At 62.8% G+C, this 13411-nt stretch carries 14 protein-coding genes, 1 tRNA gene and 1 riboswitch; of the genes, 6 read left to right on the forward strand and 9 right to left on the reverse strand.

All coding sequences use genetic code 11. The annotated features are described in order from the left end of the window. Nucleotides 1–32: 32 nt before the first annotated feature. Nucleotides 33–386 carry a hypothetical protein gene (locus ACWHYV_RS01795; RefSeq protein ID WP_447978955.1) on the reverse strand — a complete coding sequence of 118 codons (354 nt, stop codon included), beginning with the start codon at nt 384–386 and terminating at the stop codon, nt 33–35. Nucleotides 387–622: 236 nt separating this feature from the next. On the opposite strand from ACWHYV_RS01795, the gene ACWHYV_RS01800 reads away from it, so the two are divergent. Further along, on the forward strand, nt 623–1390 hold the full coding sequence (locus ACWHYV_RS01800; RefSeq protein ID WP_447978956.1) for a hypothetical protein: 768 nt from the start codon (nt 623–625) through the stop codon (nt 1388–1390). Between the two features lie 261 nt (nt 1391–1651). Here the strand turns inward: ACWHYV_RS01800 and ACWHYV_RS01805 are convergent, their stop codons facing one another. The 3 genes from ACWHYV_RS01805 to ACWHYV_RS01815 all read right to left on the reverse strand — a co-directional run bounded on the left by ACWHYV_RS01805 (nt 1652) and on the right by ACWHYV_RS01815 (nt 4208). Then, a complete protein-coding gene (locus tag ACWHYV_RS01805; protein ID WP_447978957.1) occupies nt 1652–2077 on the reverse strand; it encodes a type II toxin-antitoxin system VapC family toxin in 426 nt (141 codons plus the stop codon). A gap of 434 nt (nt 2078–2511) precedes the next feature. Next, a tRNA-Leu gene (locus ACWHYV_RS01810) sits at nt 2512–2598 on the reverse strand. A 125-nt stretch (nt 2599–2723) separates the two neighbouring features. Beyond that, nucleotides 2724–4208, reverse strand: a complete 1485-nt coding sequence (locus ACWHYV_RS01815) for a hypothetical protein (RefSeq protein WP_447978958.1) — start codon at nt 4206–4208, stop codon at nt 2724–2726. Between the two features lie 138 nt (nt 4209–4346). On the opposite strand from ACWHYV_RS01815, the gene rplI reads away from it, so the two are divergent. The 5 genes from rplI to ACWHYV_RS01840 all read left to right on the forward strand — a co-directional run bounded on the left by rplI (nt 4347) and on the right by ACWHYV_RS01840 (nt 8596). Then, nucleotides 4347–4850, forward strand: a complete 504-nt coding sequence (gene rplI / locus ACWHYV_RS01820) for a 50S ribosomal protein L9 (RefSeq protein ID WP_447978959.1) — start codon at nt 4347–4349, stop codon at nt 4848–4850. Between the two features lie 98 nt (nt 4851–4948). After that, on the forward strand, nt 4949–6205 hold the full coding sequence (locus tag ACWHYV_RS01825) for a serine hydroxymethyltransferase (RefSeq protein ID WP_447980674.1): 1257 nt from the start codon (nt 4949–4951) through the stop codon (nt 6203–6205). A gap of 12 nt (nt 6206–6217) precedes the next feature. Next, complete coding sequence (gene nrdR, locus ACWHYV_RS01830) at nt 6218–6682, forward strand: transcriptional regulator NrdR (protein ID WP_447978960.1); 465 nt, start codon at nt 6218–6220, stop codon at nt 6680–6682. Between the two features lie 170 nt (nt 6683–6852). After that, nucleotides 6853–7938, forward strand: a complete 1086-nt coding sequence (locus ACWHYV_RS01835) for a histidine kinase (RefSeq protein ID WP_447978961.1) — start codon at nt 6853–6855, stop codon at nt 7936–7938. Beyond that, nucleotides 7925–8596: a response regulator gene (locus ACWHYV_RS01840; protein WP_447978962.1), complete on the forward strand. Its 672-nt coding sequence runs from the start codon at nt 7925–7927 to the stop codon at nt 8594–8596. The genes ACWHYV_RS01835 and ACWHYV_RS01840 overlap by 14 nt, the downstream gene beginning before the upstream one ends. Nucleotides 8597–8732: 136 nt before the next feature. Here the strand turns inward: ACWHYV_RS01840 and ACWHYV_RS01845 are convergent, their stop codons facing one another. From ACWHYV_RS01845 to ACWHYV_RS01865, 5 genes are all read right to left on the reverse strand, one after another. After that, nucleotides 8733–9392: a sulfite oxidase-like oxidoreductase gene (locus ACWHYV_RS01845; protein WP_447978963.1), complete on the reverse strand. Its 660-nt coding sequence runs from the start codon at nt 9390–9392 to the stop codon at nt 8733–8735. Nucleotides 9393–9564: 172 nt separating this feature from the next. Then, on the reverse strand, nt 9565–9987 hold the full coding sequence (locus ACWHYV_RS01850) for a universal stress protein (protein ID WP_447978964.1): 423 nt from the start codon (nt 9985–9987) through the stop codon (nt 9565–9567). Beyond that, complete coding sequence (locus tag ACWHYV_RS01855; protein ID WP_447978965.1) at nt 9977–11200, reverse strand: cation:proton antiporter; 1224 nt, start codon at nt 11198–11200, stop codon at nt 9977–9979. Before ACWHYV_RS01855 ends, ACWHYV_RS01850 begins: the two co-directional genes overlap by 11 nt. 91 nt (nt 11201–11291) lie before the next feature. Next, entirely contained in the window at nt 11292–12620 is a 1329-nt protein-coding gene (locus ACWHYV_RS01860; RefSeq protein WP_447978966.1) for an ATP-binding cassette domain-containing protein, read from the reverse strand. A gap of 26 nt (nt 12621–12646) precedes the next feature. Then, a riboswitch (Fluoride riboswitch) is annotated at nt 12647–12716 on the reverse strand. A 30-nt stretch (nt 12717–12746) separates the two neighbouring features. Beyond that, on the reverse strand, nt 12747–13337 hold the full coding sequence (locus tag ACWHYV_RS01865; protein WP_447978967.1) for a hypothetical protein: 591 nt from the start codon (nt 13335–13337) through the stop codon (nt 12747–12749). Nucleotides 13338–13411 lie beyond the last annotated feature (74 nt).

The raw sequence follows: 13411 nt of genomic DNA on the forward strand, positions 1-13411 counted from the left end.
CCGGCCCGTTTCGTTCGGCCCGTTTCGTGTGGTTACTTGAGCACGAGCCGGAACAGGGAGGGGAGGAGATCGGGGTGCAGGGGGCCGCGCAGTGGTTGCGCCAATCGACCACCCCATCCGCACCAGAGACAGTGTGCCATGCCGCTTTCGAGGTCCCAAGACAGCGAGTCCATGCTGGAGTCGGGATGCTCGGTCTGGAGATGCCAGGGGCACGGCGCTACGTAGAGCAGGCTTTTTCCCGACCGGCTGAACAGGGTCATGCGTGTCCGCTGGCCCATCGGGTCTTGGTGCTGGCTCACGCGCGGGGTGTGCGTAGAGGAACGCTGGAGGAGCAGGCAAGAAGAGAGGATCAGTCCACACGCCGCCAACAATCGCAGTAGGCCCATGAGGGTCCTTTCACTACAGGCAATCGGGATGGCCTGATGCCTGCCGGTTTGTAGGACAAAGACGGGCGCGAAGGATACCGAGAAGCCGACAGGCGGGTCAATTAGGAGGAGACTCTAAGTGGAGCTTGCTACGTGAAGCGGCCTCACGAAAGCCCTCCCGGAACAATGACTTCTCGCATTTGCCGGCTCCGGTAGGCCGGCTATACTCACTGCATCACCTCAAGCGACGAGGAACCATGGCAAATTGGCTGGCCTATGCCGGAGCGGTGCTCACCGGACTCACGCCCCCGCTGATCATGTATTTGATCGGCTCCCAAAAGAAGGTCCTGGGGTATGCGATCGTCAAGAACGATCCCGTCGTGACCCTCCGTCATCCGGACATCGACAAGCGCCTCGCCGTCACACTCGACGGCAAGCCGCTCAGTGACGGCCGGGTCATGGAGGTGGTGCTTCAAAATCTCGGGATGAAGGACATCGAGGGCCAGTCGGTACACCTCACGTTCCCGCCGGGTGCTGCGATCCAACACACCCATTGCGCGTCGTCGACCTTGGCCGTGGGGCCCAAGATCGAGATGCTGGAGCAGGACTGCTATAGCGTCAGCATCCCGTTGATGAACCCCGGCGACAAGCTCGTCGTTCGGTTGCTCATGAGCCACAACGATCGGGGGAAGGTGCTCGTGTCGGCGAAAGGACCGAGCCTGCGATTCCGAGCGTTCGATCCGGCCATGTTCATCTCCCCGGCCGTCAATCGAGGCCTCCTGGTGATCAGCGCCTTGGTCTTTGCGTGGATCTTCTGGGCCTGTACCGGCACCGACCGATTCATGGCGAAGCCGTTCTGGGAGAAGACGATCACCGCGATCCTCGTGGCGGCCTTTCTCGCCGTGCCGGCAGCCGTCCTCACCTACCAGGGCACGCTCCCCCTCCTCAAGCGCGTCCTGAAGTGGAAAGCCAAGCGGGAGTTCGAGCGCACGACCCCGCACGCCCCGCCGGAAGTCCTGTACTGATCCTCTGCTGATTCCTGCCGTCGGTTGGATCGCGCCTGAGCACGCGCCTGCGTCCGCCACTCTCGCAGGAGCGAACGACACCAGCCCGAGCGGGTTGGATGCGTTTTCAAGCTGTTAGCATCAGAAGGCAAGGCTGAGACGAGGCGGACGGGCCATGGCCGAAGGGTCTGGCGGGCGAAGCGGAGGGGTGAAACTATGTGAACTGCCTGGCACAGGTCAATGAAATAGCACCTGGCCTCTATTTCCTCTTGATGAATCTTTTCATGATCCCTCCCACTCCGCCAATAGGGCGACATGGCCCTTACGTCTTGCTCTCTTGGCATAAACTGCATCCGCCGTCACGTAGAGCCCTTTGGTTCGCAAGGCCAGTACATGATAGGCGGAATCGTAGAACGTTACGCCTTTCAGTTCATGCATGTGATCAAGTACTGCGAGGCAATACTCAGTCCCGAGTGGCATCTCTTCAAACTCATATGCGAGCAAGGCGCTCATCAACTCTCCGGCCATTGCCGGCTTTTTGAGCCCCAAGATGTTTCCGATTTCGTATCGCCAGAGCGTTGGAAGCCTAATCTCGACTGTTTCCCCTAGCACGGCTTCTTGAAGGGCGACGGCCTGAGGATGATCAGGCGCATCTTCTTTTTCCAACACCCACTTCAAGATGACTGATGCATCGGGCACGATGATCATTGGGCTGATCGCGCTCGCTCCTTCCGCACGGCCCCCAGAATCTCTTCTCCGCTGAAGGTCGCGCTTCGTTTCCTGAGACGGCGGACCACTTCGGTGGCCTGCTGACGTTTGCGCCGGAGCAGTTCGTTGCGTAGCGCTTCGTTGACAACCTGGCTGCGTCGTCGAGGCGGAACGAGTTTGAAGAGTTCCTCTCTGAGCCGATCATCGATCGACACGTTCAATTTAGCCATGGCCTGAATGCCCTCCCCTTGTGGCAACGAATGCAAAAAGTATGCGCCTTAACTAGACGCCTAGTCAAGGCGCCAAGGACCCAACGGGCAACCGCTCTATTGGTGGCGAAGGGGCACGGACATCGCGGTGACGGGAGTCTTGGACCAAGAGGTCCGGGAACTGGTGGAGAGGTGTGATATTGAAAGGCGGTAAGAGGAGAGATTTGGTGCCGAAGCCGGGATTTGAACCCGGACACCCTTGCGGGCGCCAGACCCTGAATCTGGTGCGTCTGCCAGTTCCGCCACTTCGGCACGGAGGCTGCGGCTGATGCCTGGTGGACCGGGATCTCACCGCAGCGTGGTGGAGTCGCATTATGCTGAATGAGCGGCGAGCCCGTCAAGGCCGGCTCGGGTCCTCGCCGCCCGCGCCCGCCTTTTTAGGAGCCGACTGAAGCGGTCTTCCTGACCAGCTTCCATGGGGAGGCCCAGTCCTGCGGCGTCGGCAGCTCTCGGGTATCTCCGCTCAGGACGATCTTCTCGCGCGCGAGCGCGGCGGCGGCCACTAGCGCCGAGGCGGGGATGTGCGGAGCGTCCTCGACGAGGAGCGCATCGAATCGCACACGGCCGAAGAGGGGATCGGTGAGCACCCGAGCGGCCGTCGTCACCACGATCCGCTTGTTCTGGATGAAGGCCTGGCGGTTCGTGCCCTCTTCGGCCGCGAGCATCTCCCGAATCTTTTTCGTGCCCCCCAGCCGGGTGATCTCTTCTTTGAGCTCGTCGTACTCCGGTCGCATCTCCTTCGGGATCGCCGCCTCCGGCTTGAGCTCGGCGATCCGTGCCTGCGCCACCTCCAGTTCCCGCATGAGCTGGTCAATGTGCTGCTCGTGGATCCTGCGGTATTCGGGCAGCGACTCGACGTTCTTGCCCACGGTCTGCAGAGCCAGCCGCTTCCAAATGGGGAGCGACTCGTATTCGGTCAGCGTCGCGTCGATCTCCTTGATCTTGCCTTGCGCGTCGCTGATCTGGGTCAGCAGCCGCCATTCCAGGTTCTTGACCTCGTCCAAATCCCGCTGCTTCTCCGCCTTGTAGGCCAAGATCGGCGTCAGCTCCCGAAAGCGCTCGTACTTGCACCGCAGCGCCGCCTTGTCCGCGCGCGACTTGGCGTAGAACTGGTGCATCTGCGCCTCGAAGCCCAGCTCGGTCAACGTCATCCCGGCTGCCTGCGACTCGAGGGCCATCTCATACCGGCAGAGCAGGCTCTTGAACGGCAGGTTCCCCGCCCGTAACGTCTTCGCCAACAGACCGGTGAGGTGATCGGCCCCGGCATGGTCCGGACAGATGATGAGCAGGCGTTTGTTGAGGCGCGCCTGCTCGGCGGCGGTCGTCGCCAAGCGGGCGTGCCGGGCTGTCGGGTCCTCACTCCAGATCGTCGTGAGCACCGACGTCGAGGAACCGGCTCGTGCGTGGAGCTCCGAGGGAGAAAGGTCGGGATCGAGCCACGGTAGGAGCCGCTCGGCGGGGCCGAGGCTGTAGGTCTCGGCCTTGCTCGCGATGGTGGAGAGGCGGCCCGCCGCCGTCTCCAGGAACCCGGCGGCATCGGGAACCAGCGTCGGGAGTGCCGTCTCGGTCACCGGCTCGAAGGTCTGCACCAGCAAGGTGATCCCATGGCGTCCGACGACATAGCCTTCGATCGGGTCCTGGTCGGCGGCCGTGACGATCGAGATCGGCAGGTCTTCGAAGGGCCACCGCTCTTCAGGCAGGTCTGAGGCGAGCTCGAATCCATACAGATGAAGCGTGCCGACGGTCGAGAGGGCTTGGACCCGCGAAACCGCGAGCGGCGTATCGACCTGCTCGAGGATCGGATCGTGACGAAGGCCGCTCAGCGCGTGGGCGAGATGCTGGAACAGATCGACGAGCTTCATAGATGGTGCGAGCGTCGTATCTTAGTCGCCGTCCGCCGGCCTGTCCAGTCGCCCGACGCGTCGCGCATCACGGGTCGTCAATTGACTTTTCGCCGCCCGGTCAGTATTCTTTCCCCTTTCTCACGAAGGAGTTAGGCTATGAAGGTCATTCTGCAAGAGAACATCGAAGGCGTGGGGCACCTCGGCGACCTCCTCGACGTCGCCGACGGCTTTGCCAGGAACTATCTCCTGCCTCGGAAGAAGGCGCTGGAAGCGAACACCCGGAACGTCAAGGCGCTCGAGCATGCCAAGCGGATGATGGCCGAGAAGGCCCGCAAGGAGAAGATGGCCGTGGAGTCCGTGGCCAAGCAGATGTCCGCGGTCGCGCTGACGATGTCGGTCCAGGTGGGGAAGGACGACAAGCTGTTCGGATCGGTCACCGCCAAGGATATCGCCGAAGGCCTGGCCGAAAAGGGCTTTACGGTGGATCGTCGCAAGATCCAATTGGCGCAGCCCATCAAGGAGCTGGGGACCTTCACGGTGCCGATCAAGCTGCACCATCAGGTGACCGCGACCGTGTCCGTGACGGTGGTGAAGAAGGAGACCGAACCGCCGGCCGAAGCGGAGCAAGCCAAGCAGCCGGCCGCCGCCGCGGGGGAGTGAGCTTGCGACGCGGTCGACGGGAGACCCGGCCGCGCATGATCGTCGGAGCCTGACGGTTCACAAAGGAACAGAATCACATGAGCGATGCGGTCGGATCATTGAAAGCCCTGAAGTCCACGGACCCCGCCGTCTACGACGCCATTCGGGCCGAAGCGAAGCGCCAGCGGGAAAAGCTCCTGCTGATCGCCTCCGAGAATTTCGCCAGCCCCGCCGTCTTGGCCGCGCAAGGCTGCTTGATGACCAACAAGTATGCGGAAGGCTACCCGGGACGCCGGTATTATGGTGGCTGTCAATTCGTCGATACCGTGGAGGACTTGGCGATCCAGCGCGCGAAACAGATCTTCGGGGCCGAGCACGTCAACGTCCAGCCGCACTCCGGCTCGCAGGCCAACATGGCGGCGTACCTCTCGGTGTTGAAGCCCGGCGACGTCATCCTTGGTATGGACCTCGCGCAGGGCGGCCATTTGACTCACGGGAGCAAGGTCAATTTCTCGGGGATCCTCTTCCAGTCGTATTCCTATGGGGTCGATCGCGAGACCGAGGTGATCGATTACGAGGCGGTGCAGCGACGCGCGGAGGAATGCCGGCCGCGCATGATCGTCGTGGGCGCCAGTGCGTACGCGCGCACGCTCGACTTCCCGCGCTTTCAGGCGATCGCGAAATCCGTCGGCGCATATCTGATGGTGGATATCGCCCATATCGCCGGGCTGATCGCGGCCGGCCTGCATCCCAACCCCGTCCCGTACGCAGACTTCGTCACGACGACGACGCACAAGACGCTCCGCGGGCCGCGGGGCGGCATCGTCATGTGCAAGGCCGAGCATGCAAAGGCGGTGGACAAGATCATCTTCCCGGGGCTGCAAGGCGGCCCGCTCATGCACGTCATCGCCGCCAAGGCGGTCGCCCTGAATGAAGCGTTGTCGCCGGCGTTCCAGGCCTATCAACGTCAAGTGCTGGCGAACGCGCGCGCCTTGGCATCCGGCTTGATCGAGCGGGGCTTCAAGGTGGTGTCGGGCGGGACGGATACCCACCTGATGCTGCTCAACCTGACGACCAAGAACGTCACCGGCAAAGAGGCCGAGACCGCGCTCGATGCCGCCGGGATCACCGTGAACAAGAATGCGATTCCCTTCGATGAGAAGCCGCCGGCGGTGGCGAGCGGGATTCGTCTCGGGACGCCGATCGTCTCCACCCGCGGTATGCGCGAGAAGGAAATGGGCGAGATCGTCGCCTTGATCGCGCGGGTGCTGGAGCGGCCTCAGGATAAGCGGGTGCAACGAGAGGTCAAGCAGCACGCCAAGGCGCTGTGCAAACGCTTCCCGATCTTTTACCAATACGATGCCTCACCGGCCTGAGGTAGCCCCAGTGTGAAGTGCCCCTTTTGTGACGACCTGGAAGACAAAGTCGTCGATTCACGGATGGCCAAGGAAGGGCAGGTCATCCGCCGCCGCCGCGAATGCCTCTCCTGCAAGCGACGCTATACCACCTATGAACGGGTCGAGGAGATCCTGCCGATGGTCGTCAAGAAGGACGGCCGGCGCGAGCCCTTCGATCGGCAAAAGGTCCTGGCCGGGATCAAGAAGGCCTGCGAGAAGCGTCCCATCAGCGTCTCCACGATGGAAGCGGTCACCGACCGGATCGAAAAGCGGATCCAGGAGATGGGGGAAACGGAAATCCCGAGCAGCGCCGTCGGGGAAGAAGTGATGAAGGAGCTGCACAACCTCGACCAGGTCGCCTACGTGCGCTTTGCGTCCGTCTACCGCGAGTTCAAGGACATCGACCAGTTCATGGAAGAGCTGAAGTCGCTCGCCAAGGAACGACGCGAAAAGTAGCCTGCTGCCCGCTTCCTCCGCCGTCCCCGCTGTTTCTGAGCCCCGACCGTATGGTATCCTCTAGCCCGGATTACTCATGATCGACCGGATCATCCCCACGCTGTCCGTGTAACAAGGAGTCCCCCGGCTCGATGCGCACCGCCTCGCTGCCAACCGGAAAACGCCGGACCATGAAACGCGCAGCGGCGGCTCCCTCCACCGTCACCCCGACCAAAGTGGCGATCATCGGCGCGGGCCGCGGCGGGACCGCCTTGATGGAGATCTTCGCCAAGGACCCCCTCGTCCAGATCATCGGGATCGCCGAGGTCAATCGGAGGGCCGCCGGTCTCAAGCTGGCCCGTCGCCTCAAGATCCCCATCTCCAAGGACTACCGGGACTTGTTGTCGATCGAGGACGTCGATCTCATCATCGACGTCACCGGCAACGCCGAGGTCGAACGCGTGCTGCAGGACTTCCACCGCATGGGCGTCACGGTCATCGGCGGCGCGAGCGCGAAATTCATGTGGCAATTGATCGAAGCGCGCATCCGCGCGACCGCGGAGATCGAGAAGGCGCTCAACCGGTACCAGTCGCTCTATCGGCTGTACGTCAAGGAAGCGGGAGCCGCGGTGACCGAGGAGCGGACGCGGATCGCCTGCGAGATCCACGACGGGCTGGTGCAGAGCTTGGCGGGGGTCAACTTCAAGCTCGATCTCTGCGAGGAGCTGATCGAGAAAGACACGGAGGCGTGCCGAGAGACTCTGCGGGTGTCCCGGTCACAGTTGAAGATCGCGATTCAAGAGGCGCGTCAGGTCATCTTCAACCTGCGCCCGCTGCACTACGATCAGCTCGAGCTGATCCCCGCGCTCACGAACTATCTGAAATCGTACGAAACGCAATACCACATGAAGACCGAGTTCTCCGTCGACGGCGATGAAACGACGATGCCGCCGCGCACCAAGATCTTCCTGTTCCGCATCTTGCAGGAAGCCTTGAGCAATGTGGAGAAGCACGCGAAGGCGGACCAGGTGAGGGTCCACGTCGCCATCGGCCGCGACACCCTGACGGCGACGGTGAGCGACAACGGCGTCGGCTTCGACGTCGAGGCGGTGTCGCGCAATCCCGAGAAATGGGATCACTTCGGGCTGCGCGGGATCGTCGAGCGGGCCCGTCTCGTCGGCGGCCAAGCTCGGATCGAGTCGAAAAAGGGGCGAGGCACGAGGATCGTCATCCAAGTGCCGCTCAAGAAGGAGGCGGCCCGGAATGGAACGTATTAAGGTGCTGATCGTCGATGACCACCGAGTCGTGCGCGAGGGGCTGTCGGCGATCCTCAAGAGCAAGGAAAATCTCGAGGTCCTCGGCGAAGCGCAGGACGGGCAGGAAGCGGTGGAGAAAGCCCGCACCCTGCTGCCCGACGTCATCCTCATGGACGTGAGCATGCCGAAGATGAGCGGCGTGGAGGCCACGCGCATCATCAAGCGGGAGTTTCCGCACATCGGCATCATCGCCCTCACCATGTACGAGGAGCAGCAGTACATCTTCGACCTGGTGCGCGCCGGGGCGACCGGGTACCTGCTCAAGGACTCGGATTCCGCGCAGATCGTCAAGGCCATCCAGTCGGTCTATCGCGGGGAATCGCTGATCCACCCTTCGGTGGCGAGCAAGATCTTGGCGGAGTTCTCGCTGCTCGCGCAGAAAAAAGGAAAGAAGTCGTCCTGGGTCGAGCACGATCTCACCGAGCGCGAGATCACGGTGTTGCGGCTGGTGGCCGACGGGAAGACCAACAAGGAGATCGCGAACACCCTCGACTTGAGCGAGAAGACGGTCAAGAACCACGTGCGGAACATCTTCCACAAGCTGCAAGTCTACGACCGGACGCAGGCCGCGATCCTCGCCATCCGCAAAGGCTTGATCGAGCTGGAGCCGAGACCGTAGAGGAAGGGATAGAGGGGTAGGGGGCAGAGGGATAGAGGGGTAGTGTGATGAGGGATAGAGGGTATTGGGAAAGGCGTGATCAGCACATCCCTAGTACTCTACCCCCTATCCCTATACCACTCTACCCCTACTCAGCCTACCCATACCGGTCTTCCTCCCACGGCAGGGCGGTGTTCGAGTAGCCGCGCACTTCCCAGTAGCCTTTTCGATCCTGATCGAGAAACAGGATCTCTTTGACCCACTTCGCGCCTTTCCAGGCATACCGTTTCGGTACGATGACCCGAAGGGGGCCGCCGTGTTCCTTGGCGAGCGGCTGGCCATTCCACGTTCGTGCGAGCAGGACGTCGTCCTCGTCGCAGGCGTCGAGCGGGAGGTTGGTCGAGTAGTTATCGTACGAGGTGAAGTAGACGAAGCGGGCTTCGGGAAGCGGCCGTACGACGTGGATCAGGCGCCGGAACGCCACGCCTTCCCACGTATTGTCGAACGTGCTCCAGGTCGTGACACAATGGAAATCCGAGACGCTCGTGATCTGGGGCTGGGCCAGAAACTCCTCCCAGGTCCACGTCACCGGTCGTTCCACGAGCCCCCCGATCGAGAGCCGCCATTCCTCGAGTGGGATGGTCGGATGGATGCCGAGATCGAGCACCGGCCAGCCCTTCGTCAGATGCTGCCCGGGCGGCAGGCGCTGCACGCGGGGCCGTTCGTCATGCACCGCGCCCTCCTCCAGCGACAGGCCTCGCCGCATCTTGGCCCATTCCTGCTTCTTCGCGATCAGCTTTTCGTTCGGTTCATCCATAGGGGGAAAGGTTAAGGTTAAGGCTCAGGTTAAGGGTGAATGGCGTAGGAATGGTCTCCCCGAAGTCTTCGTTGCACCTCTCTGTTTACTTCTGACTCATCCTTCTGTCTACAGTCAAGCGCATCTGTTACTTTCCAACCCCTCAACCTTACCCTCAACCTCGACCTTCTTATCATTTCACGACCAGCACCGAGCAGGGCGAGAGCTTCGTGAGATTCTGTGAAGTGCTGCCCCAGATGCGGCCGAAGATTTTCGAGTGCCCCATGAAGCCGATGACGAGGAGGTCGAAGCCGTGCTCTTTGACGAAGGTCACGATCGTCTCGACCTCGTGCCCCGGCAGGACGTGGGGCGTCAGGCGAACGCCTTCGGCGCGGGCGGCATCGTTCGCTTCTGCGATCACGCGGCGGAAATAATCGGCGGCCTCCTGCCTGGCCTCGACCACCTCGCCTACCGTCGCCGCGTAGTGGGGCAGGCGTTCCTCTACCGAGAGCTGATGCAGGTCGGCCCCATAGCGCTTGGCGAGGTCGATCGCCGCGTGAAGGGCTTTGATGCCGCCCTCGGATCCGTCGTTGGCCACCAAGATCTTACCGAACATGGCTTCCGCCTCCTTCCTCCGTGCCGGCGATCACCGCGGAGTCACGGCCGACGTCAACATGAGCGGGGCCACGCCGATCCAGGACTTCCTCGGCCGGTACGCCACCCGGATCGAACCACCGCTCGGCGATCACCGTCGGCACGACCGCGCTCAAAATGACGACGGCGACCAGCACCGTGTACTGCTCCTGGCTGATGATGCGGTGCGTGTAGCCATAGAGGGCGGAAATCGACCCGAAGGTCAGACCGGTGGACATGAGCAGCGTCGTATACATGGACTCGCGGCGGCCGAATCGAAATCCATGGGCCAACGGCCAGACGCCCAGGAATTTGGTGGCCAGTTTGACGCCGAGCAAGATCGCGATCAAGGCCGCATTGGCCACCACGGCGTTGAGGCCGACGAGGATGCCGGCTTTGAGGAAATAAAACGGGGTCAGGACCGAGAACGCAATCACCCGCAAGCGGTGCGCCAGCGTCCGGTTCGCCAGGAACGTAGGGGCCAGGACCATGCCGACGAGGTACGCCGGCAGGACGGCTTCACTGTGCGCGACGGCGGCGGCGGCACCGAGCGAAAAGAGAATCACCAGCAGGTACTTCGTTTCCGGCTCGCTGATGCGGGTTCCGACTCGCGCGAAGAACCACGCGGTCGCGGCGGGCAGCGTCCAGAGGGCAACGCCCATGAGGACGACGAAGCCCAGCAGCCACCAGTCGTACCGGGCGAAGAGCAGCCCCAGCGCCAGCACCGTCCCAAGGTCCGTGATGAAGCAGGCCGCCAGGATCACCCGCCCGAGCTCGGTCGCTGCATAGCCTCGTTCGATCATCACCGCATAAACGACGGCGACCGACGTCGTCGACAGCGCGATGCCCGCGATCTGGGCGGCGGGCCCGGACCATCCGGCGACCCAATACGCGTAGGCCATCGCGCCCAGGAAGGGGGCGAGGAACGAGAGGACACCGATCGACACCGTTTCCTTCCAGCGCCGGCGGACGACCTCCAGATCGATTTCGGCCCCGGCCAGGAACGTCAGCATGACGCTCCCGACCGCCGCCAGAAAGTCGACCCAGGCCGTGCTCTCCAACGCCAGCAGGTTCCCGCCCGCGACGCCCACCATGATCTCGACGAGGGCGACGGACACCCCGACCCGGATGGAGATCAGCGTGGCGACGAGCGCCATTCCGATCCACACCGCCGCCTGTTGCCACATCAACTCCATGATCACCTTCTTCCCTTCTGAGATCGGTGCTAGGTCACGATCAGGCGGCGATCGACGGGCGCCATGAGCGTCGGGTCGTTCGAGACGAAGATCACCGACCAGGGTTCTTCCTTCGAGCAGAGCCGTTTGAGGATGGCCGCGCGCATGGTCGGCTCGAGGGGATGAGGCTCAGGTAGCGCAGGTCGACATCGTTGTAGCGCACCACCCCCTGCGTCGGGCTGTAGACGCCGGCCAGGATCCGGGCGAGCGCAGTTTTCCCGGTGCTGGTGTTCGTGAAGATCGCGACCTTCTCTCCGGCCTCTACGTCCACGTCGACCTTCTGGAACAGGGGCGGCCCGTCGTTCTCGGCAAAAGCCACGTTCCGGCAGGCGACGTGGAGCCCGGCCCGTTCGCCGACGTCCGGAAGGGAGAGGCGCAGCGAGTCGGCGGCGGGCTCTTTGGGCAAGGAGAAGAGCCGGGACAGTTGTCGCAACGACGTGAACCCATAGTAGAGCGCATACATCCGTCGCGCGACGGTGTCCATGTGGCTCAACAGGGCGCCGACGACGACTTCGGCGGCGACGAACTGGCCCAGGGTGATCTCGCCGATGGCGAGCAGCCACCCGCCCAGACCGATCAGCATGGCATGTCCCAACGCTTGCCAAATGCCGGCTCCCCGGTATTGGGTGCGCGTCAGGATGTCCGAACGGGTCCGGCGCGCGAAGACGTAGTCACGGGTCATCCGATCGGTGCGTTTGAGCAACAGGGCCCGGCTGTTGGTGGCATGGAAATGGGGAAGGTTCAGCGCGATATCCTGAAACCACTTCAGCAGGTCGTAGTTCAGATCGGACACCGCGATCGTGATCTGGAACCCCCCTCGTCCCAGGACCGTGATCAAGAAGAGGAACCCGCCGAGGAGCACGAGGTCGTAGAGGAGGAAATAGGGGTGGTACAGGACGAGGAGCGCCATGCCGATCCCGCCCGAGACCGCCGCGTTCATGAGGTCCGCCAGCATCGCGACCAGGGCCCGCGGGAGGAATTCGGCTTCCAAGAAATAGTTCGTGCAGCCGGTGGGAACGGTTTCAGGCTTCAGCCGGGGCAACAGCTCGACGGTGGCGACGGCAAGCCGGGTGTAGAGCCGCTGGATGACGTTCTCGACCATCAGGGCTTGATGGACTTTGAGCGTGGCGATGATCAGCAACGCGGCGGCCACGATCGCGGTGAGGGTGAGAATCGTTACCGGCTGAATGGCGATGGCGAAGGTGTTGACGAGCTCTTGGACCGCCAACGGGACGATCAGCGAGAACAGGCCGATGCCGAGGCTGTACGAGGCGACGATCCGCAGGGCCTCCCGCTCCAAGCGTATGAACTGTCTGACCCGGTGAACGGTGTCCCACAGGAGGTCCTCCGGCGGATGTTGCAGGGGAGCGGTCTGGTTCATGGCACAAAAAAACTCCTACCGGCGGTCGGCCGGTAGGAGTTATCAGCCCGTCCGGGTGGACGGGCGGTTCAGGCGAACTCCATCGCCTCCAAGCTCTTCACTACGGTCTGTGCACGCACTCCTCGGTCAGCGGGTCGCCGCCGACTGGTCCCCCGTCACGGCCGCATGCGGGGCGCCCTGATCCTCCGGCACGGTAAACCGCATGACGCCGAGCAGCGTGATGTCGTTGATCTTCCACCCCACGTGGATGTTCACCTTGTAGCGCCCCGGCTTCCACCCGCCGGGGGGCGCGTCCAGTTTCACGTACCCGCTTTCGTCTTCCAGCGCCAACAACATGGCGTCCTGGGCCAGTTCCTTTCCCGAGTCCAGACCCGGGACGTCTTCCGGGTAGCAGACCCCGAAGACCTGATACGGCTCGTAGTGCTGGTGTACCTTGAAGACGACGAAGACGGGCGCGTTCGAAGTGAACACGGTCGTGGGTGTGACGGGAATGATCTCATGGCTGCGCCGAAAGCCCAACTCCTCCTCGAAGCCTTCGGCGAGCTGGATCTCCCGGAACAACCCTTCGGGGGGCGCGTCGAAGTTGTACGGTTTGACGTCTTCCTGCCGGTTCTGGAAGTCTTGGATGGGCGCGTTGGGCGTGATTTGGAGGTCCTCGGCGACGGCGACCCCGACCGAGAAGAGGACGGCGGACCCCGTGATCAGCCATGTGCGCATACTTATAGTTACATGGTCGCCGGCGGCGCTGTCAAACGGGGTGGCCCGGTTGCCTCGGCTCTTCGGCATTTGTT

It is taken from the genome of Candidatus Nitrospira bockiana, assembly GCF_965152565.1.

What these genes read in the sequence shown, in the direction of transcription:
- ACWHYV_RS01795 (WP_447978955.1), bottom strand. Translation starts at nt 386, where the DNA reads ATGGGCCTACTGCGATTGTTGGCGGCGTGTGGACTGATCCTCTCTTCT.
- ACWHYV_RS01800 (WP_447978956.1), top strand. Translation starts at nt 623, where the DNA reads ATGGCAAATTGGCTGGCCTATGCCGGAGCGGTGCTCACCGGACTCACG.
- ACWHYV_RS01805 (WP_447978957.1), bottom strand. Translation starts at nt 2,077, where the DNA reads ATGATCATCGTGCCCGATGCATCAGTCATCTTGAAGTGGGTGTTGGAA.
- ACWHYV_RS01815 (WP_447978958.1), bottom strand. Translation starts at nt 4,208, where the DNA reads ATGAAGCTCGTCGATCTGTTCCAGCATCTCGCCCACGCGCTGAGCGGC.
- rplI (WP_447978959.1), top strand. Translation starts at nt 4,347, where the DNA reads ATGAAGGTCATTCTGCAAGAGAACATCGAAGGCGTGGGGCACCTCGGC.
- ACWHYV_RS01835 (WP_447978961.1), top strand. Translation starts at nt 6,853, where the DNA reads ATGAAACGCGCAGCGGCGGCTCCCTCCACCGTCACCCCGACCAAAGTG.
- ACWHYV_RS01840 (WP_447978962.1), top strand. Translation starts at nt 7,925, where the DNA reads ATGGAACGTATTAAGGTGCTGATCGTCGATGACCACCGAGTCGTGCGC.
- ACWHYV_RS01845 (WP_447978963.1), bottom strand. Translation starts at nt 9,392, where the DNA reads ATGGATGAACCGAACGAAAAGCTGATCGCGAAGAAGCAGGAATGGGCC.
- ACWHYV_RS01850 (WP_447978964.1), bottom strand. Translation starts at nt 9,987, where the DNA reads ATGTTCGGTAAGATCTTGGTGGCCAACGACGGATCCGAGGGCGGCATC.
- ACWHYV_RS01855 (WP_447978965.1), bottom strand. Translation starts at nt 11,200, where the DNA reads ATGGAGTTGATGTGGCAACAGGCGGCGGTGTGGATCGGAATGGCGCTC.
- ACWHYV_RS01860 (WP_447978966.1), bottom strand. Translation starts at nt 12,620, where the DNA reads ATGAACCAGACCGCTCCCCTGCAACATCCGCCGGAGGACCTCCTGTGG.
- ACWHYV_RS01865 (WP_447978967.1), bottom strand. Translation starts at nt 13,337, where the DNA reads ATGCGCACATGGCTGATCACGGGGTCCGCCGTCCTCTTCTCGGTCGGG.